At 67.7% G+C, this 18,036-nt stretch carries 26 protein-coding genes; 8 read left to right on the top strand and 18 right to left on the bottom strand.

The features are described 5' to 3' along the window. The first annotated feature begins 66 nt into the window (after positions 1-66). The gene (locus tag BLW75_RS35295) at positions 67-1,359 is read left to right on the top strand and encodes an amidase family protein (RefSeq protein WP_034323257.1); all 1,293 of its coding nucleotides are present in this window, start codon (positions 67-69) and stop codon (positions 1,357-1,359) included. A gap of 112 nt (positions 1,360-1,471) precedes the next feature. Here BLW75_RS35295 and BLW75_RS35290 read toward each other — a convergent pair whose 3' ends face one another. Continuing rightward, the gene (locus BLW75_RS35290; RefSeq protein WP_034323255.1) at positions 1,472-2,338 is read right to left on the bottom strand and encodes a LysR family transcriptional regulator; all 867 of its coding nucleotides are present in this window, start codon (positions 2,336-2,338) and stop codon (positions 1,472-1,474) included. A 92-nt stretch (positions 2,339-2,430) separates the two neighbouring features. Here BLW75_RS35290 and BLW75_RS35285 point away from each other — a divergent pair, with 92 nt between their 5' ends. Then, positions 2,431-2,964, top strand: a complete 534-nt coding sequence (locus tag BLW75_RS35285) for a cysteine dioxygenase family protein (RefSeq protein WP_034323253.1) — start codon at positions 2,431-2,433, stop codon at positions 2,962-2,964. Between the two features lie 83 nt (positions 2,965-3,047). Here BLW75_RS35285 and BLW75_RS35280 read toward each other — a convergent pair whose 3' ends face one another. Beyond that, positions 3,048-3,473, bottom strand: coding sequence for a GNAT family N-acetyltransferase (locus BLW75_RS35280; RefSeq protein WP_034323250.1), 426 nt, complete (start codon positions 3,471-3,473; stop codon positions 3,048-3,050). A gap of 91 nt (positions 3,474-3,564) precedes the next feature. Here BLW75_RS35280 and BLW75_RS43805 point away from each other — a divergent pair, with 91 nt between their 5' ends. Next, complete coding sequence (locus BLW75_RS43805) at positions 3,565-3,759, top strand: DUF418 domain-containing protein (protein ID WP_034323247.1); 195 nt, start codon at positions 3,565-3,567, stop codon at positions 3,757-3,759. A gap of 3 nt (positions 3,760-3,762) precedes the next feature. On the opposite strand, the gene BLW75_RS35270 is transcribed toward BLW75_RS43805, so the two are convergent. Beyond that, positions 3,763-4,530, bottom strand: a complete 768-nt coding sequence (locus BLW75_RS35270; protein ID WP_034323245.1) for an SDR family NAD(P)-dependent oxidoreductase — start codon at positions 4,528-4,530, stop codon at positions 3,763-3,765. Positions 4,531-4,582: 52 nt separating this feature from the next. Here BLW75_RS35270 and BLW75_RS35265 point away from each other — a divergent pair, with 52 nt between their 5' ends. After that, positions 4,583-4,933: an ArsR/SmtB family transcription factor gene (locus tag BLW75_RS35265; RefSeq protein WP_198935849.1), complete on the top strand. Its 351-nt coding sequence runs from the start codon at positions 4,583-4,585 to the stop codon at positions 4,931-4,933. Between the two features lie 172 nt (positions 4,934-5,105). On the opposite strand, the gene BLW75_RS35260 is transcribed toward BLW75_RS35265, so the two are convergent. The 6 genes from BLW75_RS35260 to BLW75_RS35235 all read right to left on the bottom strand — a co-directional run bounded on the left by BLW75_RS35260 (position 5,106) and on the right by BLW75_RS35235 (position 9,665). After that, a complete protein-coding gene (locus BLW75_RS35260) occupies positions 5,106-5,528 on the bottom strand; it encodes a hypothetical protein (protein ID WP_034323238.1) in 423 nt (140 codons plus the stop codon). 127 nt (positions 5,529-5,655) lie between these two features. After that, on the bottom strand, positions 5,656-6,102 hold the full coding sequence (locus BLW75_RS35255) for an anthrone oxygenase family protein (RefSeq protein ID WP_034323236.1): 447 nt from the start codon (positions 6,100-6,102) through the stop codon (positions 5,656-5,658). Between the two features lie 85 nt (positions 6,103-6,187). After that, the gene (locus tag BLW75_RS35250; RefSeq protein ID WP_034323314.1) at positions 6,188-6,850 is read right to left on the bottom strand and encodes an ABC transporter ATP-binding protein; all 663 of its coding nucleotides are present in this window, start codon (positions 6,848-6,850) and stop codon (positions 6,188-6,190) included. A 2-nt stretch (positions 6,851-6,852) separates the two neighbouring features. Beyond that, positions 6,853-8,181, bottom strand: a complete 1,329-nt coding sequence (locus tag BLW75_RS35245) for a hypothetical protein (RefSeq protein WP_143055412.1) — start codon at positions 8,179-8,181, stop codon at positions 6,853-6,855. Further along, complete coding sequence (locus tag BLW75_RS35240; protein WP_143055411.1) at positions 8,178-9,164, bottom strand: hypothetical protein; 987 nt, start codon at positions 9,162-9,164, stop codon at positions 8,178-8,180. Before BLW75_RS35240 ends, BLW75_RS35245 begins: the two co-directional genes overlap by 4 nt. A gap of 150 nt (positions 9,165-9,314) precedes the next feature. Next, positions 9,315-9,665, bottom strand: coding sequence for a lactococcin 972 family bacteriocin (locus BLW75_RS35235; RefSeq protein ID WP_198935848.1), 351 nt, complete (start codon positions 9,663-9,665; stop codon positions 9,315-9,317). Positions 9,666-10,124: 459 nt separating this feature from the next. Between BLW75_RS35235 and BLW75_RS44115 the strand changes: the two genes are divergently transcribed. Then, on the top strand, positions 10,125-10,403 hold the full coding sequence (locus tag BLW75_RS44115) for a hypothetical protein (RefSeq protein ID WP_338400013.1): 279 nt from the start codon (positions 10,125-10,127) through the stop codon (positions 10,401-10,403). On the opposite strand, the gene BLW75_RS42535 is transcribed toward BLW75_RS44115, so the two are convergent. The 4 genes from BLW75_RS42535 to BLW75_RS35225 form a co-directional block, all read right to left on the bottom strand. Further along, entirely contained in the window at positions 10,378-10,677 is a 300-nt protein-coding gene (locus BLW75_RS42535) for a hypothetical protein (RefSeq protein ID WP_143055410.1), read from the bottom strand. The two genes, BLW75_RS44115 and BLW75_RS42535, sit on opposite strands and share 26 nt — an antisense overlap. A gap of 214 nt (positions 10,678-10,891) precedes the next feature. After that, entirely contained in the window at positions 10,892-11,581 is a 690-nt protein-coding gene (locus tag BLW75_RS44030; protein WP_341865843.1) for a universal stress protein, read from the bottom strand. After that, positions 11,578-11,802 (bottom strand): universal stress protein, encoded by a 225-nt coding sequence (locus tag BLW75_RS44110; RefSeq protein ID WP_341865842.1) that lies wholly within the window; start codon positions 11,800-11,802, stop codon positions 11,578-11,580. Before BLW75_RS44110 ends, BLW75_RS44030 begins: the two co-directional genes overlap by 4 nt. 63 nt (positions 11,803-11,865) lie before the next feature. Then, on the bottom strand, positions 11,866-12,366 hold the full coding sequence (locus BLW75_RS35225) for a DUF5994 family protein (protein ID WP_091599073.1): 501 nt from the start codon (positions 12,364-12,366) through the stop codon (positions 11,866-11,868). Between the two features lie 186 nt (positions 12,367-12,552). Between BLW75_RS35225 and BLW75_RS35220 the strand changes: the two genes are divergently transcribed. Continuing rightward, the gene (locus BLW75_RS35220; protein ID WP_034323225.1) at positions 12,553-12,930 is read left to right on the top strand and encodes an HPF/RaiA family ribosome-associated protein; all 378 of its coding nucleotides are present in this window, start codon (positions 12,553-12,555) and stop codon (positions 12,928-12,930) included. On the opposite strand, the gene BLW75_RS35215 is transcribed toward BLW75_RS35220, so the two are convergent. The 5 genes from BLW75_RS35215 to BLW75_RS35195 form a co-directional block, all read right to left on the bottom strand. Then, complete coding sequence (locus BLW75_RS35215; protein ID WP_091599071.1) at positions 12,906-13,697, bottom strand: GAF and ANTAR domain-containing protein; 792 nt, start codon at positions 13,695-13,697, stop codon at positions 12,906-12,908. The two genes, BLW75_RS35220 and BLW75_RS35215, sit on opposite strands and share 25 nt — an antisense overlap. A 4-nt stretch (positions 13,698-13,701) precedes the next feature. Next, positions 13,702-14,388, bottom strand: coding sequence for a GAF and ANTAR domain-containing protein (locus tag BLW75_RS35210; RefSeq protein ID WP_034323220.1), 687 nt, complete (start codon positions 14,386-14,388; stop codon positions 13,702-13,704). After that, positions 14,385-15,437 (bottom strand): fatty acid desaturase family protein, encoded by a 1,053-nt coding sequence (locus tag BLW75_RS35205; protein WP_034323216.1) that lies wholly within the window; start codon positions 15,435-15,437, stop codon positions 14,385-14,387. The genes BLW75_RS35210 and BLW75_RS35205 overlap by 4 nt, the downstream gene beginning before the upstream one ends. Next, the gene (locus BLW75_RS35200) at positions 15,434-16,597 is read right to left on the bottom strand and encodes an AI-2E family transporter (RefSeq protein WP_034323214.1); all 1,164 of its coding nucleotides are present in this window, start codon (positions 16,595-16,597) and stop codon (positions 15,434-15,436) included. Before BLW75_RS35200 ends, BLW75_RS35205 begins: the two co-directional genes overlap by 4 nt. Before the next feature lie 182 nt (positions 16,598-16,779). Next, complete coding sequence (locus BLW75_RS35195) at positions 16,780-16,971, bottom strand: hypothetical protein (RefSeq protein ID WP_091599069.1); 192 nt, start codon at positions 16,969-16,971, stop codon at positions 16,780-16,782. Between the two features lie 42 nt (positions 16,972-17,013). On the opposite strand from BLW75_RS35195, the gene BLW75_RS35190 reads away from it, so the two are divergent. Together BLW75_RS35190 and BLW75_RS35185 are read left to right on the top strand one after the other, a co-directional pair. Next, on the top strand, positions 17,014-17,196 hold the full coding sequence (locus BLW75_RS35190) for a hypothetical protein (protein WP_034323212.1): 183 nt from the start codon (positions 17,014-17,016) through the stop codon (positions 17,194-17,196). Between the two features lie 478 nt (positions 17,197-17,674). After that, on the top strand, positions 17,675-18,034 hold the full coding sequence (locus BLW75_RS35185; protein WP_241784093.1) for an STAS domain-containing protein: 360 nt from the start codon (positions 17,675-17,677) through the stop codon (positions 18,032-18,034). Positions 18,035-18,036 lie beyond the last annotated feature (2 nt).

The raw sequence follows: 18,036 nt of genomic DNA, 5'->3' as shown, positions 1-18,036 counted from the left end.
CGCAGCTTAATGAAAATGATTGTCTTTTTCGATGACTGTGGTCCTTGTCACGCTAAGCTGGCGCTCGTGGACGGACGTTGGAGCGCTTCGGAAAGCCGCTCGCGCGCGGAAGAAGCCCGGCATCTCAACGCGATCAGCCATCTCGCGCCGGAAGACGGCGCGCCGGAGGTCAGTGGCCCGCTCACCGGTATCCCAGTGGTGGTCAAGGACAACATCCACGTCGCGGGCATGCCGAGCACCGCGGGTACCCCGGCTCTCGCGCACCACGTTCCGCGTGAGCACGCGGAGGTGGTCCGGCGCCTGGTCGACGCGGGCGCCGTGGTCATCGGCAAGGCGGCCATGCACGAACTCGCGTTCGGCATCACCTGCGACACGACCCCGCTGGGCCCGGTGCGCAACGCCTGCGACCCGGCCCGGTTCGCCGGCGGCAGCAGCGGCGGGACCGCGGTCGCCGTCGCGGCGGGCATCGTTCCGGCGGGCCTGGCCACCGACACCGGCGGTTCGGTGCGGGTTCCCGCCGCGCTCAACGGGGTTTGCGGTTTCCGGCCGACCTCGGGCCGCTATCCGCCCGGCGGCATGACCCCGTTGAGCACCACCCGGGACACGGCCGGGCCGATCGCCCGCTCGGTCACCGATCTCGCCCTTCTCGACGCGGTGCTCGCGGGAGAAGAGCCGGAACCTCTGCTCGAGAACTCATCCCCCCGGCTGGGTGTGCCGCACGGCTTCTTGACCGGCGACCTGGCCGAGGACGTCGAAGAACTGTGGGACGCCGCGCTCGCCCGGTTGCGTTCGGCAGGCGTCGACCTGGTGCCGATCGACGACACGCCCCTCGCCGAACTCGTCGCCGACCAGGGAATGCCGCTGGTGGTCCATGAAGCGGGCGTCGCGCTCCGGTCCTACCTCGCCGAATACGTGCCCGGCGTCTCGTTCGAGCGGCTCGTCGCCGAGGTCGCCGCGGCCGACGTCCGGGCGATCTTCAGCGAGGCGATCGTGCCGGGCGTCGCGCCCGCCGTCTACGAGGCGGCCCTCGCCACCCGCTCGGCCTTGCGTGACGCCTACGCGAAGATCTTCACCGACAGCGGGATCGACGCGCTGGCCTTCCCCACCACACCCGCGACGGCCCGGGATTTCTCGGCCGTCGAGGAGTTCGTCCATCGCGGGCGCGCGGTCCCGACCTTCTCGACCTTCATCCGCAACTGCCAGCCCGGCAGTATCGCGGGCTTCCCGGGATTGACCGTCCCGATGGGGCGCGACCGCGACGGCCTGCCCGCCGGGCTCGCCCTCGACGGCACCGTCGGCGATGACCGGAACCTGCTGGCCGCCGGCGCTTTCGTCGAACGGATCCTCGAGCGGCCTTGACCGTCCAGCGGTCGTGTCGTCCATCCGATCACGCGTGTCGTCCACCGGATCACGCGTGTCGTCCATCCAGTCACGTGACATCGCCGGTACTGGGTCTCGACACTCGTCCGCCTCAAGCCCGGATGCTGGCCCGGAGCGCGTCGATGAGCGCCACCGCGGCGGGCGGGTCGGGCGGGTCGCCGTAGGTGACGGCATAGATCTGACGGGGGTCTTCGGCCAGTTCGGTGGCGTGGACGCCCGGCATGCGGTGGGCGCGGAGGGCGAGCCGCGGCAGCGTCGTCACCCCCATCCGGGCGGCGACCAGCGCCTGCATGACGACGATGTCGTCGCTCACCATCGAGATCCGCGGAGTGAACCCGGCCCGCCCGCAGATCGTGACGAGTTCGTCCTGGCACCGGGCGCAGCCGCCGATCCAGGTCGACTCGCGGTGATCGGCGATGGTCTGCCCCGGTTCGCTGGTGAGCAGGTAGATCGGATCCTCCAGCAGGTGCACCAGCCGGAGCCCCCGTTCCTCGCGCGGAGTGTCGGCGTACCGGAAGATCAGGGCGACGTCGATCCGGCCTTCCCGCAGCATGCGCAGGGCCTCGCCCGGATGTTCGTCGACCAGCCCCAGTTCCAGTCCGGGATGCTCGCGGGCCAGCGCGGTGGCCGCACCGGGGACGATGGTGCTCAAGATCGACTGGAACCCCGCCAGCCGGACCCGCCCGGCGCGCAAGCCCACCTGCGCGGCCAGCTCGGCCTCGGCGCCTTCGACCCGGCCGACGATCTCGGCCGCGCGGGCGGCGAGCAGTTTCCCCTCGGGTGTGAGCCGGATGCCGCGGCCGATCCGCTGGACCAGCTTCGCCCCCGTCGCGGCCTCCAGCCTCGCGAGATGGTGGCTCACCGCCGGCTGCGTGTAATGCAGTTCCTTCGCCGCCGCGGTCATCGAACCGTGCCTGGCGACCGCCGCCAGCACCGAGAGCTGCACCAGGTTCAGCATGGAATAGAGAATACCTATGTGAATGGAAGAAAGTCGTCATTGGACGCCGGGTGGACAACGGACCACGCTGAGAAGCGACGAGAGGAGAACAAATGACCGTCGCACCCGAAACCACTGCCCGCCCCGGCCTCGCCGAGCTGATAAAACGTCTTCGCCAATGCACCGCGAGGACTTCGGGACCGCTGGCCACCGCACAGGCCGTGGCGGCCGTTCTCACCGAACTCCGGCCGACTCCGGCGCTGCTCACCGCGGCGGAACGAGCCGGGTCCCCCGAGGGGTACACCCGCACCACCCTGCACACCGAGTCCGGTTTCTCGATCGTCGCGCTGGTCTGGCGGCCCGGCCAGCTCACCGAGATCCACGATCACCTGGTGTGGTGCACATTCCTTGTCCTCCAAGGAACCGAGACCGAGAACATCTTCGACATCGACGGCGACCGGCTGGTCCGGACGGCGCAGCGGCAACGCCCCGCCGGGTCGGTCAGCGGCGTCGCGCCCCCCGACGACATCCACCAGGTGCACAACGAGGGCGACACCATCGCCATCACCTTGCACGTCTACGGCGCCGACCTCGGCAAGGGGACCAGCGTGCGCCGAAATTACCGGATGCGCGCCGCTTCACAGTAAAAGGCGTAAACATTTAGGTCCATTCCGCCTATTGCCTCAATTCCCGGCGGCCTCACGAAAGGGCATCCCCCGCGCGGACTTTGTCAGGATTTCGTCTCCAGCGCGCGCCGCATACCGATGGTTCCGGGAGCGGTCTCGACGAACCCGTGCCGCTGATAAAGCCGCCATCCGGGTGGGTCGCCGAGAAGATTGACGTACGCGCCCGGAGCCGCGGCGTCGATCTCGGCGAGGAGGGCGTCGAGGACCGCGTCCCCGATACCGCGCCGCTGATGGGCGGGGAGAACGGCCATGTCGACGATGTGGAAGTACCAACCGCCGTCGCTGATCACCCGGCCCATCCCGACGATCTCCCCGGTGGGCCGGTGGATCACCTTGACCGAGGCCCAAGCGCCGTCGACCCCACGCACGGCCTGCTCCCTCGCCGGCTCGGAGAGGCCCGCCTCGCGACGCAACCTCAGGTAGTCGTCGACAGACGGTGAGCCCGCTTCCAGGCGGTACGAGTCGTCCATGCTTGCTTGCCCCTTTCCCGGACCGGGCGCGCTGACGGCGTTGCACCCGGCGCGTGCGATCGTAAACTGTGTCACTGAAGAAGCACCGGTGATGACAGGTCGACGGCACTGGTCCAGCGACGACATCCTCGACGCCGCAGGAAAACTGCTGGAGGGCGGCGACGCGGAGGCATTCAGCGTGCGCAAGCTCGCCGGACTGGTGAACGTCGCCTTCGCCGCCCTGTGGCTCCGGCGCTTCGATCGCGGCCCGCTCGAACTTCTCATGCATCGCCTCTACGCGCGATGACGCTCAGAGCAGTTCAAGCCCGCCATCGAGAGTGAGGACCTGGCCGGTGAGCCAGCTGGAGGCCGGGTCGGCGAGGCGCAGGAGCCAGGTGGCCACTTCGCCGGGTTCGCCTCGGCGACCGAGAGGGATACGGCCGGCTTCGTCGTTCTTGATCTGCTCGACCGTGTCCGCCGTCAATCCGGCGGACGCGAGGGCTTCGCTTTCGGTGGGCCCCGGGGCCAGCGCGTTGACCCTGATCCGATCGGGCGCCAGTTCCAGTGCCCAGCTTCGCGTGAGGTGTTCGAGTGCGCTCTTGGTGGCGGCGTAGTGAGCCGCGTTGGGCAGGGGCCGGTGACCGTAGGTGCTGGACACGTTCACGATCGACCCGCGCGTTCGGCGCAGCTGCGGCAGCGCGGCGCGCGCGAGCAGGCTGGGGGCGGTGACATTGAGGCGGAACAAGGCGTCGATGCGGGGACCGGTGGCCTCGGCCAAGGGCATCAGCGCGGTGGCACCGGCATTGTTCACCAGGACGTCCACCGCGCCCCAGCGCTCCACGGCTGCCCGCACGACGGCGTCCGGCGCGTCATCGGCGCAGATGTCGGCGGCGACCACCGTTATGCCGGGGTGCAGGACGGCCGTGGCGTCCAGGGCTTCTCGGCGGCGGCCGACGCCGAGGACATGGGCGCCGGCCCTGGCGAAGGCCAGCGCCGCGGCCCGTCCGATACCCGAGCCCGCGCCCGTGATGATCGCGACCCTGCCGGTGAAGGCGGCTTCTGTGTCGATGCGGGACATACCACTCCTTGTTCGACGTTCGTAGAACATCGAACAAGGTAGCATGCCCGTCATGCATCAAGCGCCACATCCGGACACCGCGGAGATCACGCTCATCCCGGTCATGGCGGCCCTGAGCGATCCCATCCGGATCGGCCTGGTGCGGACACTGTCCGATTGCCGCGAGCGGGGCTGGGGCGAGCTGCGCGCACCGGTGGCGAAGTCGACCCTCAGCCATCACCTCCGCGTATTGCGGGACGCCGGGATCACCCGGACCCGCCAGGAAGGCACCCGCTGTTACGTCACTCTGCGCCGAGACGACCTGGAGCGACGGTTCCCCGGTCTGCTGAACGCGGTACTGGCCGCGGCGGACATCGACCACGTCGGACGGCACGTGGGCTTGGGAACCGGCAACGGCGGGTAGCGACGCGAGGCACCTTACGGGCCGCCCGGAGGGAAACCGTTCGGAAAGCCATCGCTACCGGCCAAGGCCGAACATGCCGTCCGGATCACCGCCAGCGCCCAGAACGGGTACGAGTACCGCGTCGCCGCCCACTCCACCCTCGCCCTCAAGTCCGGTGTGGACAGTGAAACGGTCACCGCTCCGCGCGAGAGCAAGCCGCTGCCCGATCACTCGACAGGGGGCGCACGAAACCCGCGATCCGCGGTGTGACGACAGCGATGCCGTCGTCGAGCATGCCGCGCATCCCCGCCAGCACTCGTTCGTCCGGCGAGCCGTGCACCTGGAAGTCCACCACCGTGCCGTGCGCCGACACGGCGTTGATGTGATTCTCGGAGATCCGCCAGTGTTCGAGGACCGCGTCCGAATCGGCGTACATCTGGTAGCTGTAGGCCAGCATGCGATCGGCGTCCACGAACGTCTGCACCATGACCTGTGGCGCGTTGCGCTCCACGAAGTCGACGGCCTCCCGGACGGCGGCGGTGAACTCCTCCAGGTGACCGTCGGTGATGCGCAGGGTGTTCCGGAACAGGAGCATTTCGTCTGGTTCGAGCGTCATGGCTTCATGGTCGGACCTCGACCGAACTCGAGGTCAACTCGGCGACCCGTGCGGTCCGCCGCCCATCAGCGGCACAGGCTGATGGCCTTCATCGCCGCCGCCTGCCGGTGATCGGCGAAGCACGAGCTCAGCCGAGTGCGGTCACCAGCAGGGCGAAGGCGGCGACGATGACCGCGACCCTGGCGTAGTGGAAACGGTCCCAGCGGTTCATCTGCTCCTTCCAGTCGGCGGGCCGGTTCTCGGCGGTCCAGGTCTTGCCGCGGTTGTTGATCGGGACGAGCAGCAGGACCGACATGACCACGCTGACGATCAGCAGCGCACCGGCCGTGACGACGAGCCCGGCGGCGGAGTGATTCCATCCGGCGACGGCCCAAACGGCGACGAGGACGAGCGAACCGATGTACCAGACCGGCATGACGGCGCCGAGCATCCGGCCCCCGTGGGCACGGCCGCGCACCATGCTGTCCTCGGGGAGGGCGCCGAGGATCCGGTTGAGGACGAAAGCGACGGCGAACTCCACCCCCACCATCACGCCGACGACCACGGTCGTGACGATCTCGAGTGCGTTGAGCATGACTACCCCTCCAGAAATCTAGCGTTGCTAGGTTGTCCTGCGACGTTAGCACTAGCGTCGCTAGATTGTCTAGCAGCGCTAGCTCTCAGACGGGCAGACCGGTGAGATGCCCGGAAAGGTCCACTACGCGGGAACAACGGTCGGCCACGGCGTCATCGTGCGTCGCGACGACGATGGTCTTGCCGGACTCGTTCAGCTCCCCCAGAAGGTCGAGAACGACATCGCGGTTCTCCGCGTCGAGGGCGCCGGTCGGCTCGTCGGCCAGGACGATGTCACACGGCTTCAGCAACAGCCGGGCCACGGCGACGCGCTGCTGCTCACCACCGGACAACGAGAAGATCTTCCGGTCTTCCGCTCCCGGCAACCCCACCCGCGCGAGCGCCTGGGCGATACGTTCCCGCTTCGGGGTTCCGCGCTCCGCGTAGGTGAGTGCGACACGGAGATTGTCCGCCACCGTTTCGTTGTCGATGAGAGCGAAGTTCTGGAACAGGTACCCCAGCCGATACCGGCGCTGGAGATTCGCCGCCCTGGTCCGCGGCTTCGGCGCTTTTTCGCCGAGGATCCGAACCTTGCCGGCATCCGGAGCGTCCAGCAGTCCGATGAGGTTCAGAACGGTGGACTTCCCTGTTCCGCTCGCGCCGGTGAGGGCGACGAATTCGCCCTTCTCGATCCGGAGATCGAGATCTTCCAAAACCCGGCGGTCGCCGTGGCTTTTCCGGACTTCCAGGAGTTCACAAGCAAATTCCACGATCACAGCTCCTTCAATCGCCTGCTCGTGTTCCGGCGTTCCACGGCGAGTACGGTCACGACGACGAGCAGTGCCTCTACGACCAAGGTCACGGCGGCCACGGCCGCCAGCGCGGGCGCCTGGTCGAACGAGCTCACTTGATCGCCGGGTATCGAGTCGGTGATCGTCGCCAGGACGACCAGTGCGACACCGGCGAGAAGGATTTGCCCGAGCCAGCTCCCGCCCAGAACCAGAAGCAGTTCCCGGTAGGTCCGAGCGAAACCGACGCCGTGGAGTCTGCGCACGGCCAGCCTTCTGCGCAGCCGGTCGGAGCCGATGATCGCGATCGTCGCGATCAGCGCCACCATGACGAACAAGGCCGCGCCCCCGAACACCGTGGCCTCCGTCATGCCACTGCGAACGTCGGCGGCCTGCGTGGTCAGGGCCTCGTGCACGCTCACGAGGTGCTGAAGATTGTCGGCGAGCTTGAGTTCCTTCAACTTCGGGGCGAGCCCGTTCAGCACGACCGCGGGGTCTTCGCCGACGCGGACCTTCAACCCGGTGTTCAACCCGCCGGTGATCGAGTTGAGCCGGTCCACCGTCAGGCTGTTCGACGGTGTCATGATCTGGATGACGGGATCCGTGATCAGATTCCCGTCCCCGGGGTTGACTCGGGGATCGAAACTGAACACCTTCTGCCCGGAGGCCGTCCAGACGATCCGGACCTGCTGGCCGGCGAACCATTCCGGCGGCCGTTCCCCGGTTATCCGCTCTTCCGCCTGAACCGCGCCCGTGATCCCCGGTGCCCCGGTACGCGTTTCCTGCAGCAGTTTCCTGATCTGTGCTTCGCGCGGCTTGAACTGCTCGGGCACGGCGACCACCCAGGCCCGTTCGCCGTCGTCGATGTCGACGACTTTCCGGGACTCGTCCAGGATCGGGTACTGCTTGAGGTAATTGGTGTTCACCTGGATCGGCGGCACCGGCCAGCGTGCCGTGGGGTCCGGAGGCGCGCTGGGCTCGTAGTTCGCGGCGTCGATGAAGATCGCTCCCGCACGGTCCAGTACGGGATAAAGGTCACGCGCCTCCGCGACCGACGAGGCATTGCCCCCGGTCTCGAACTCCTGCCGGTCGTCCCCGATGAGCCGGGGATAGAAGATTCCGTAATCTTGGACCTTCTCCCACGGCGCGATCTGTTCCCGCTGCGTCTCCAGATCGGCGAATTGCTGCCACACCAAGACGGTCAGGACGGCCACCACCGCCCCGCACACGGCTTTCACGGCCGCGAGCGTCGTGATGGCCATCCCGGAGGACGAACGACTCCGGGGAGTGGTTTGCCGCGTTCGATCGTTCACTGCAGGCTTCCTTTGACGAGGTCCGAGACTTGCACACGATGGATGACGATCAGCCCGATACCCAGCGTCGCGGCGAATCCGGCCACCGTCACCGGGATCACCGCGACGGCGAGGGAACGCAGGAACAACGGGTCGACGCCGGGAACCACGAGGACGATGGCCACGCAGGCGACCAGACCGGCGAGGATCGATGCGGCCTGCACTCGCCCCACGACCTCGAACCAAATCCGCGTCGCGGGGTGGCCGAGCAACCGCAGCACGCCGATCCGCTTCCCCTCACGCAGGAGGACGAAGAGGATGATCAAGGTCGCCGCGACGGCGAGGAGGACCGTCAGGATTTCCAGGCTCGCCCGGTCTTCGGCCGGTGATCGGCTCGGATCCTGCGTCAGGTCCGCGGTCGTCAGGCCGGCGACCCCCGCCTCGGCCAGCCCCTGGTGGACGAGGGCGAGGAACCGGTCCGTGGCGGCACGGTCGGGGGCCTCGACCACGTACCGGCCGGCGGTCGGCAAAGCGTCGAAGGCCCGGAGCAGTGGTGCGAACGTGAGGTCGTATCGGTCACCGAGGACCGACGGCACACCCACGTTGCCCGCTTCTCCGGCGCGTGCCGAGGAAACGGTCGCCGGACCGCCGCGCGATTCGGCGGCGGTCAGCCAGCGCCCCTCGCGCAACGTGAATTCGTCGGTCAGGGCCGTCCGGTCCTGACCGAGAAGTACGTAATGCGTGACGCGCTTCCTGTCCGACGAGGACGTGTTCACGGCGGTGCGCACAACGGCGGAACGGGTCACCGTGGCCGCCTCGGTGAGAATGCGCAGCGCCACGCCGGGATCGTCGGCCCGTGGGCTCTCGGGCCAGACGAACGCGACTCCGACGCGATACGCGGCGGTTTCGCCTTCCGATTCCCGCTCGAGGGCCTTGTCCAGGAGAACCACCACCGGAATGGCGAGCATGACTCCCGCGAAAAGGAGGCACAAAGTCAGTCTCATCTGCGATCACTCTCGTCGAGTGGGCCGACGCGCACCGCGAAAAGAATCGGATCACGTTTCCCGGCGCCGCCGGAAACGCGGGTGCCGAATCCGGCGATCGCCGAACCCGGCACCCGCTCACGCGATCATTCCCAGTGCGTCAGAACGGAATCACGCGTTCGGGTTGTACCAGGTGTTGCAGGTCCACTTGAAGCCGTTCGTGACATAGGCGTTGGACCAGGAACCGGCGTTGGCGTACCGCTTGTCGTTCGCGGCGCCGAGGGCCGCGGTCGAGCTGTGGTAGTTGTTCGGGTGAACGTAGTTGGAATGGCACGACTTCGAGGCGCCGCTGACCCCGGAGCCACGGCACCAGGTGCCGCCACCTGCGCTGACGCAGTCGGCCGCCACGGACGCCGTCCGGCTCGGAGCGGCCTGCGCGGTCGAGACGGCGCCCACGGACATGAGCAATGCGAACGAAGCGACCGCCGCCACCTTCGCGGCTTTTCCAGACGTGAAAACCATTGACATTTTCAACCCCATTCTGCTTGTTTGCACATTCCCATCGCGGGGTGCACACAATTCAACCCTGTGCAGTGGATCCGCCATTATTCCCGGCCTTACCAGGAAATGGCCGAAGAGACACGCGAAGCATGAATCGCGTACGCTCATAAATATTCGGTGTTGCCCCCATAAGCGCACCGCGAATTCAACGAAAACATCCCCAGATTCCACCCCCGTTGAGTCAAGGTATTCCCAGCGATCACGCTCAGGCAAGTCGCCGTCGGCAAGTTCCCCGGGATGGCGCAATCCCGGTCACCGATCGGGCGACGAGTGCCCGGCGGGCCGCCTGCCACATTCGCAGCGTTCTCTCGTCGAAAATGAGGAAACACGCCCATGCGCCGCGTGCCGGTGGGACAACCGCGGTACTGAGCATCGGCCGCCGTGCGGCGGCGCCCTGACTGCGCGGGGTCAGCACGGCCGGTGATCGTGATCGTCGTGATCAGTTCGGACCACGCGGCTCGGAGCTGTGCCCCGAGTTTCATGACAAGGCCATGCTTGGCGCCCTCGACTGGGGAGTTCGAAGATGATCAGGAGAACCACGAACAACAGGGGCCGGATGCCGCGCTCATGTACAGCACGCCCGACGGCAGCAAGACCATGACCGCCTCGATCACCATGGGCGACGCCGCGATCGACCAGGCGCAAGTATTCCCGGCAGAGCTGAAAAAACTGGTCAACGTGGTGTTCTGCGGCAAGTAGACCGCCAGGCAGCGCCGGATTCACGGCGCTGCCTCGAGCGGCTCCCCGCCTGACTGATGGAGACGGCATGCGAGTCGGGATCGCGAGTGGTGATCCGCCCACTGGGCGGGCAGTCCGGATAGCCGACGGGGCTGGTGTCGATGCCGTCCGCCCACAGGCGACGCCACAGATGCAGAAGGTTTCCGGCTCTCAGGTCGGGAGCACTGTCACCGGAGCGAACATCGATGCCGTGTTCTTCCAGGCCGAACAGGATATCGGCGTTGCGCAGCCGCATGATCAACCTTCCACCTGTGAAAGGGGTTCCGGGACTGCTGCCTCGGACCTGCGAGGTGGTGTGGACGACCGGGGCGCCCGGTGCCGCGTAGCTGAGGGCACCGGATCGACCAACACCCTCGGCTCGTTCGAGCCTTCGCCGTTTCACCAGGCCTGGCAAGGCAAGCGGCGGTAGGTCACCCGTACGTGGGCGAGGATTCCGGAGTCTTGCCGCTTCACCGTTCCGCGTCGAAGTGATCTCCCCGGATGACGGCGACGGGACACTCGGCGTGGGCGATCAGCGCCTGGCTGGTCGACCCGAGGAGCATGCCCTCGAATCCACCGCGCCCCCGGCTGCCGACGACGAGAAGCCGCGCCCCCGTGCCGATTTCGAGCAACGCGCGGACAGGCCTTCCCTTGCGGACGACGATCTCGACCGGAACGTCCGGGTACTTCTCCCGCCAAGGAGCCACCTGTTCCTCGGTCGACTTCCTGTCGGCGGCCTCGATCTCGGCCGGATCGACGGCGAGGAAATGCGGCCGGATCGCGCCGTGGTCGACCAGTTCAGACCAGGTCCGGACGACGGTGAGGTGAGCGTTCCACAACCTCGCTTCGTCGAACGCGAACCCGAGTGCCGCCTCGCTGACCGGCGAACCGTCCGTGCCCACGACGACCGGCCCCGGCTGCGGCGCGGCACCGTCCGGTCGCCGATCCCTGGCCACGACGATCGGGCAATGGCCGTGATGGGCGAGCGCGACCGCGGTGGAGCCCACCAGCATCCCGGTGAAACCGCCGAGTCCTCGCGATCCGAGCACGACCGCCGTCGCCCTCGCCGACTCCTGGATCAGGGCGGCCGCCGGGTTCCACTCACGGAGCGCGGTCTCGATGACGAGATCCGCATGCCTGGCATGCACTGCTTCCTTCACCTCGGAAATCCATGCCCGACCGCGGCTCTCGAAACCCTCACGGACCCCTTCGAACGAGGGGACCACCCCGGCATCTTCACGACCGGGATCGTGAACACGTGGACGAGCCGCAAGGGAAGCCCGCGTTTCGCGGCCTCGTCCGACGCCCAGATCGCGGCGTTCCCGGCGGACCGTGACCCGTCGATCCCAGTGACGATGGACCTCTCCGTGCCGACCGGCATTTTCACTCCTCATGCTTTGGCTTAGTGCGACGATGGGCCTGCCGTCCGGTGGCCTCCGGAAATTCACCCGCCTGCTCTGGCGACGTCGCCACGACCGCCTTCGGATTCCCAACGGGAGAGGGCGTTCTCCAGAGCGAGCGGTATGCCGAAACCGTCGAGGAGGGTCTCCGGGCAAGCCACGTTGTTCTGCCCGGAGGCCGCCGCCAGCACCCGCCCTGCAGCCACCGAATCCGCCTCCGGCGGTATCACGACGAGAGTGACCCGTCGCATGTTCCCTCCGGTCACATGCACGACATGGACGTTCTGTGAGCCGATTCCCTCGAGTTTGACCAGCCGCCCATGGCAGATCAGCTCGCGAACCGTGATCCCCCAGGCCGACGGCGGGAACGCCACCCGCCACACCGGGCCGATCGGGCCGTTGAGCGCGATGGCGAGTTCGGGCACTTCGGCGGTCAGGTCACGGGACCGGGGCCACCAGGCACCGTCGACGAAGCCGCTCTCCGAGTTGCGGGGCTTGAGGCTGAGCCGTTCACCTGCGTCGCAGGCGAGGGAGTCGGCGCGCATATCCGGGTCCGGTCTCCGGCCGGGAAGGCCGGCGTTAATGAAGAGCCGAAGGTGACATCGGTCGTTCTCCGACGCGCGAAATACTTTCGGTATTTCCATGCTACACGGGAAAACCGTGTCGCCACGAAAAAGGCGTAGAGTCGAGCGTATCCCGCAATCTTTTGCGGGCAACCGGAAGAAGGCGTCATGACCGCCGATCGGAAAGACCTGAGCCTGATCATCGAGCGGCTCCATCTCGGTGCCGGATTCTCCGCCTCCGAACACGATTGGGTCGCCGAACGGCTGGCCGCGCTCGGTTCCAGGCTGCGTTCCTTCAGCGAAGGACAGGTCGATCTCGAAATCAGCGTCAAGGACCGGCGCGGCGCGGGACAGCAGCTCACCCTCGAATGCCGTCTCCATCGCTTTCCCGGCCTGCACCTGGTGGCCGGTTCTTCGGCACCGAACCTGCCGGTCGCGCTCAACGAGGTCCGCACCGACATGATCCGCCAGGTGGACCACGCGAAGACTCGCACCGAACCACGGCACAACCGCGCGCTGCGTCAGGAGCGTGACCGCGAGGCGTAAGCGAGGATCGCGTCGATGTCGGCGGTGCCGTCGGCGACCTCACGGGACACGTCCGCCAAGCGCAGGTGGTGGCCGCGGGCGTAGCCGCGCAAGGCGGTGAAGGCGTTTTCCATGTCCGGGTCATGGCTGTGTGCGGACAAGACCCCCTTCGCCTGTTCGATGATCACCCGGCTGTTCAGTGCGGTCTGCAGCTGCTCGGTGAGGAGTTCGCCGCGAACGATGGCGCGTTGTTGCAGCAGCCCGATGGTGGCGACGTCGGCGAGGGCCTGGCTGAGCGCGGTGCGATCGGCGTCTTCCCGCACGGGTTCGGTGTGAAGCAGGGTGAGGCTGCCGATGACCATCCGGCGCAACCGCATCGGGACGGCTTCCGCGGCGCGGAAGCCGGCTGCCGCCGCCGCGGCAGCGAACTGAGGCCAGCGGATGGCGTCCTCACGGAGATCGGTGCTGCGCACCGGACGGGCAGCACGGAGACAGTCGATGCACGGCCCGTCTTCGGCCTGTACCGCCAAGGTTTCCAACAGCCCGGCCCGTTCGGACGAGGCGGCGGCCATCCGGAGCCTGCCCTGGGAATCGACCAGTACGACGCCGGCGGCGGACACCTCCAGCAGCCGCACGCACTGTTCGACGAGTGTGCGCAAGAAGTCCGCTACGTCGAATTCGGTCACCAGGGTGTCGGCGAGTTCGACGAAGGTGCGCGCGAGCAGCCTTTCCCGTCCCACGGCCGCCGCGGTGCCATCGGACGCGATTTCCTGTGGTTTTCCTGTCATGATTTCATTCTCCCGTCTCGAGAACCAGTTCGCGCCGCACGATCCGCCCGCCCACCTCGTTCAAGGACAGGTGATGGGCATAGGCGTACGCACGAATCCTGATGAAGGCTTCTTGAAGACTCACGCCGAGTTGAACGGTCACGATGCCGGTGGCCTGATGCACCACGCTGTGCGATTCGCCTTGTCCCAGCAGCCTCGCGCCCTGTGCCGCATCGGCATCGTCCAGCAAGGCCACCGTCCCCGCCTCCGCCAAGGTCAAGGCGCCGGAAAGCCGCGGCGCGCTGAGCGAGCCCGCGGTGGTGCGGTACAGGTCCAGCACGCCCAGTCGCGCGGCACCGACCTGTAACGGGAACGAGAACACCGCCGCCACACCGAGTCCCGCCGCCCCTGGCGCGTACGCGGGCCACCGGCCGTGCTCGGCGTCGAGATCCGGTACCAGTACCGCCCCGCCCGAAACGAACGCGTCCACGCTCGGCCCCTCCCCCACCGTCAGCTGCAGATCTTCGAGGTGTTTCCCCACCCCTCCGGTGGAGTGCACCAGGTTCTGGGTGCCGTCGGTCAACGAGCCGGTCATCACGCTCATCCCGGCCCCGGAGACGGCCAGTTCGGTGACGCACAGTTCGCAGATGCGCCGTACCAGTTCGAGGCCACTGTCGGCATCACCGAGAAGCGCGAGAAGCCGGTCGGTCATGGCAAAGCGAGGCGGAAGATCTTGCGGATGACCGAACCGAGCTGTTTCGAGAGCGAGCCGGTATTGTAGGGCAGGCCGTGCTTCTCGCAGATCTGCCGCACCTCGGCCGCGATCCGCGGGTAACGGCGGGAGGGGATGTCCGGGAACAGGTGGTGCTCGATCTGGTGGCTGAGGTTCCCGGACAACAGGTGGAAGAGCGGGCTTCCGGTGATGTTCGCGGAGCCGAGCATCTGGCGCAGGTACCACTGCCCCTTGCTCTCGTTTTCGCTCTCCTCTTCGGTGAACACCTCGGCGCCGTCCGGGAAGTGACCGCAGAAGATGATCGAAAACGCCCACAGGTTCCGGATCAGGTTCGCGCTGACGTTCGCCGCCAGGGTCACCGCGAACAGCGGGCCGGTCAGTGCCGGGAAGATCAGATAGTCCTTGCTCGCCTGCCGCCCCACTTTGCGCAGCATCGGGCCGAGCAGCGGGCGGACGTCGGCCCATGACCGGCGGCCCTGCACGATGCGGTCCGCTTCGAGGTCGTGCAGCATGATCCCGTACTCGAAGAACAGCGCCTGCGCCGCCGCGTAGAGCGGATTGCCGAGGTAGTACGGATTCCACTTCTGGTCTTCGGTGATCCGAATGATGCCGTAACCGACGTCGCGGTCCTTGTCGAGGATGTTGGTGTAGGTGTGGTGCATGAAGTTGTGCGAACGGCGCCACTGGTCACTCGGGCAGACCATGTCCCATTCGAAGGTCCGCGAGTTCAGCGTCGGATCCTTCATCCAGTCGTACTGACCGTGCAGGACGTTGTGCCCGATCTCCATGTTGTCCAAGATCTTCGACAACGACAGCGCACCCACACCGGCGATCCATGCCGGCGGGAACCACCCCGCGAACAGCAGCATCCGGCCCGACACCTCGCTGAGCCGTTGCACCGCGACGACGCGGCGAATGTAGTCGGCGTCCTCCGCGCCGAGATCCGCCACCACACGCCGGCGCAGCGCATCCAGTTCCTTGCCGATGAGCTCCACCTGGCTCTGGTCCAGTCGGGTCGTCGTGGTCATGGGGCGTCTCCTTGGTCGGATTCGGGTGGGCCGGACTCCGCGGGTCTGCTCGCGTGGACGTCGGCCGGGTCGACGTGTTCGTCGGCCTCGCTGCGCAAGGACCGGATGGCGGAGTTGAGCACCGCCAGCAGCGGGACCGCCAGCAGAGCACCGGCGATACCGCCGACGAGCAGCCCGGTCGCGATGGCGAGCACCACCGCGAGCGGATGGAGCTTCACCGCCCTGCCGAGCAGGAATGGTTGCAGCAGATGGCTTTCCAGTTGCTGGACGACGAGCACGACGCCGAGCAGGATCAGCGCCGGGACGAGCCCGTTGGCGACCAGCGCGATCAGGACCGCGACCGTGCCCGCCACCACCGAGCCGATGATCGGCACGAACGCGCCGAGGAACACCAGCGCCGACAAGGGCACGGCCAGCGGCACACCCAGCACGGCCATGCCGATACCGATGCCGACCGCGTCCACCGTGGCGACCGCGATCGTCGCCCGCACGTAACTGACGAGCGCCGCCAGGCTCCGCCTCCCGGCGACGTCGGCCCGGGTCCGCGTCGCGGCGGGCACCGTGCGCAGCAGGAACGCCCAGATCCCTGGCCCGTCCGCGAGCAGGAAGATCAAGACGAACAACACGAGCAGCGCCTGCGCCAGCACTCCGCCGACCGTCGCCGCCGTGCTCAGCGCGCCGGAGGTCAGGCCGGTCCGGGAATTGGTCAGCGTGGACACCAGGTCGTTGACCGAATCCCGGAGTTGCGCGGCGCTGAGGTGGAGCGGGCCGGTGGTGAGCCAGTTCGCGATGGTGTCGACGCTCGCCGTGAGCTGGACCCGCAAGGCCGGAAGGCCGTTGACGAACGTGAGCACCACGAAGGTCAGCAGCCCGCCCAGCACCGCGAGCCCGCCGACCAGGACCATCACGACGGCGAGGCCGCGGGGAACCCGATGACGGGCGAGGAAGGTCACCGCGGGAGCGAGCATCGCGGCCAGCAGCAGGGCGATCGCCACCGGCACGACCACCGCGGCCAGGTAGCCGACGACCAGACCGAGCACGTACAGGGTCGCGCCGATGACGAGCAGGCGCCATCCCAGCTCCGCGGTCACCCGCACCAGGCGCGGCACCGTCCGACGGGCATCGTCGGGAACGTTCGATTCGTGCCGGGGATCGGCCATGAGCAGGCCTCTCGTGCGCTGCGGACGGCTCGTCGGCGCGTCAGGTCGTCACTGCGACGACACCGAACGTGCACCGCCGGGTCCGGAGCGGTCCTTCAGCTCATCGGGCGATGGCCGTCCCACACGTGAAGGCAACGATGTGCTGTCTTCGACGATAGCCCCCTGTACCCCGGAACGCAGGGTCAGTACGACTCCCCGGCTCGGGGCAGGGCGAACCGGCGGATCAGCATCGTCGCCAGCGACCCGATGCCCAGCCACACGATCGCGGAGAGGCCGCTGTTGAGCAGCACTCGAAATTTCGCGTCGGCCGGGGTGAACAGGCCGTCGGACCCCAGCGAACCGCCGGCGGCGAAACCTCGGACGAACTCGGCCACCCCGCGAGCACTGCCGCAAACAGTCCACAAAGGACTCTGACGATGGCGCAGGAGACCGACACCGTCCGCCGCCGGCTCCACCGCCGTCGATCGCGGTCCTCGCTGTCGGCGAACGGCTCGCGCTCCGCCGTGATCCTCGTTCTCCGCCTCTCGGAACGCGACGCGTGGCGCCATCCCGCCGCCTGGCCGGTCATCGGCACACCCGCCGTCGAGGCTCGGACATGAGAGGTCCTCCGCTGAACACGTGCGGTTCGAGCCGCTACACCACAATCCGTTCCACCGGTTCAGGACGGCCGATCGGGTGACACCCACCGCCGTAGACCCCTGATCCCGATGCCCGCCCCGCCGATGCGGGACCGGTACCCGAAGCCGATCCGGAAACGCCGCTTTCCTCTCTCCACGCGGTAGACTGCCGGGATAGCGCCGGAGTGCCCAGACACCGCCCTCGCGACGATCGCCCGTCAACCGGTCGCATCTGTTCCTTGGCCGCTCGCCAGTCCTCGCGAGCGGTGAGCTTCAGCGGTGTCGGCCAGTCTGGAGCCGGATCGTGAAACCCATAACGCTCGATCTTCGCCGTTCCCGACGTCCCCGAACGGATGCCACACCCCCGCGAAACGGGACGGAGCTCGGCGTCGTCCGCGCGGTCGTCGAGGTTTCCACCGGCGGACACGAACCTCCCGCGCACCGTTCCCCACCGTTGGCCGTGACCGTGGAGCGACTCGGCCGGACACTGGTGCTCATCGTGGACGGTGACCTGGACCTGCACACCGCACCCACGGCCCGCCAAGCGATCGAATCGGCGTTGAGCCATCGGCCGCGACGGCTGGTCGTGGACTTGAGTCTCGTCCGGTTCCTGAACTCCGCCGGGCTGGAGGTCCTGCTCACCGCCCACCGGCAAGCCGCCCCGCATACCGACCTCCGGCTGGTCGTCTCCACGCGCGCCGTCTGGCGGCCCTTGCAGCTCACCCGGCTGCACGACCACCTGGTCATCCACGCCTCACGCTCGGCGGCCATCGCCTCACCCGCCAGAACCGGCGGAGAGGACCGCTCCCCGCCGTCATGAAC

This window comes from Amycolatopsis lurida (genome assembly GCF_900105055.1).
GTDB lineage: Bacteria > Actinomycetota > Actinomycetes > Mycobacteriales > Pseudonocardiaceae > Amycolatopsis > Amycolatopsis lurida.
Note: the sequence above shows the minus strand (reverse complement) of the source record. Positions and strands in the feature narration are given on the sequence as shown.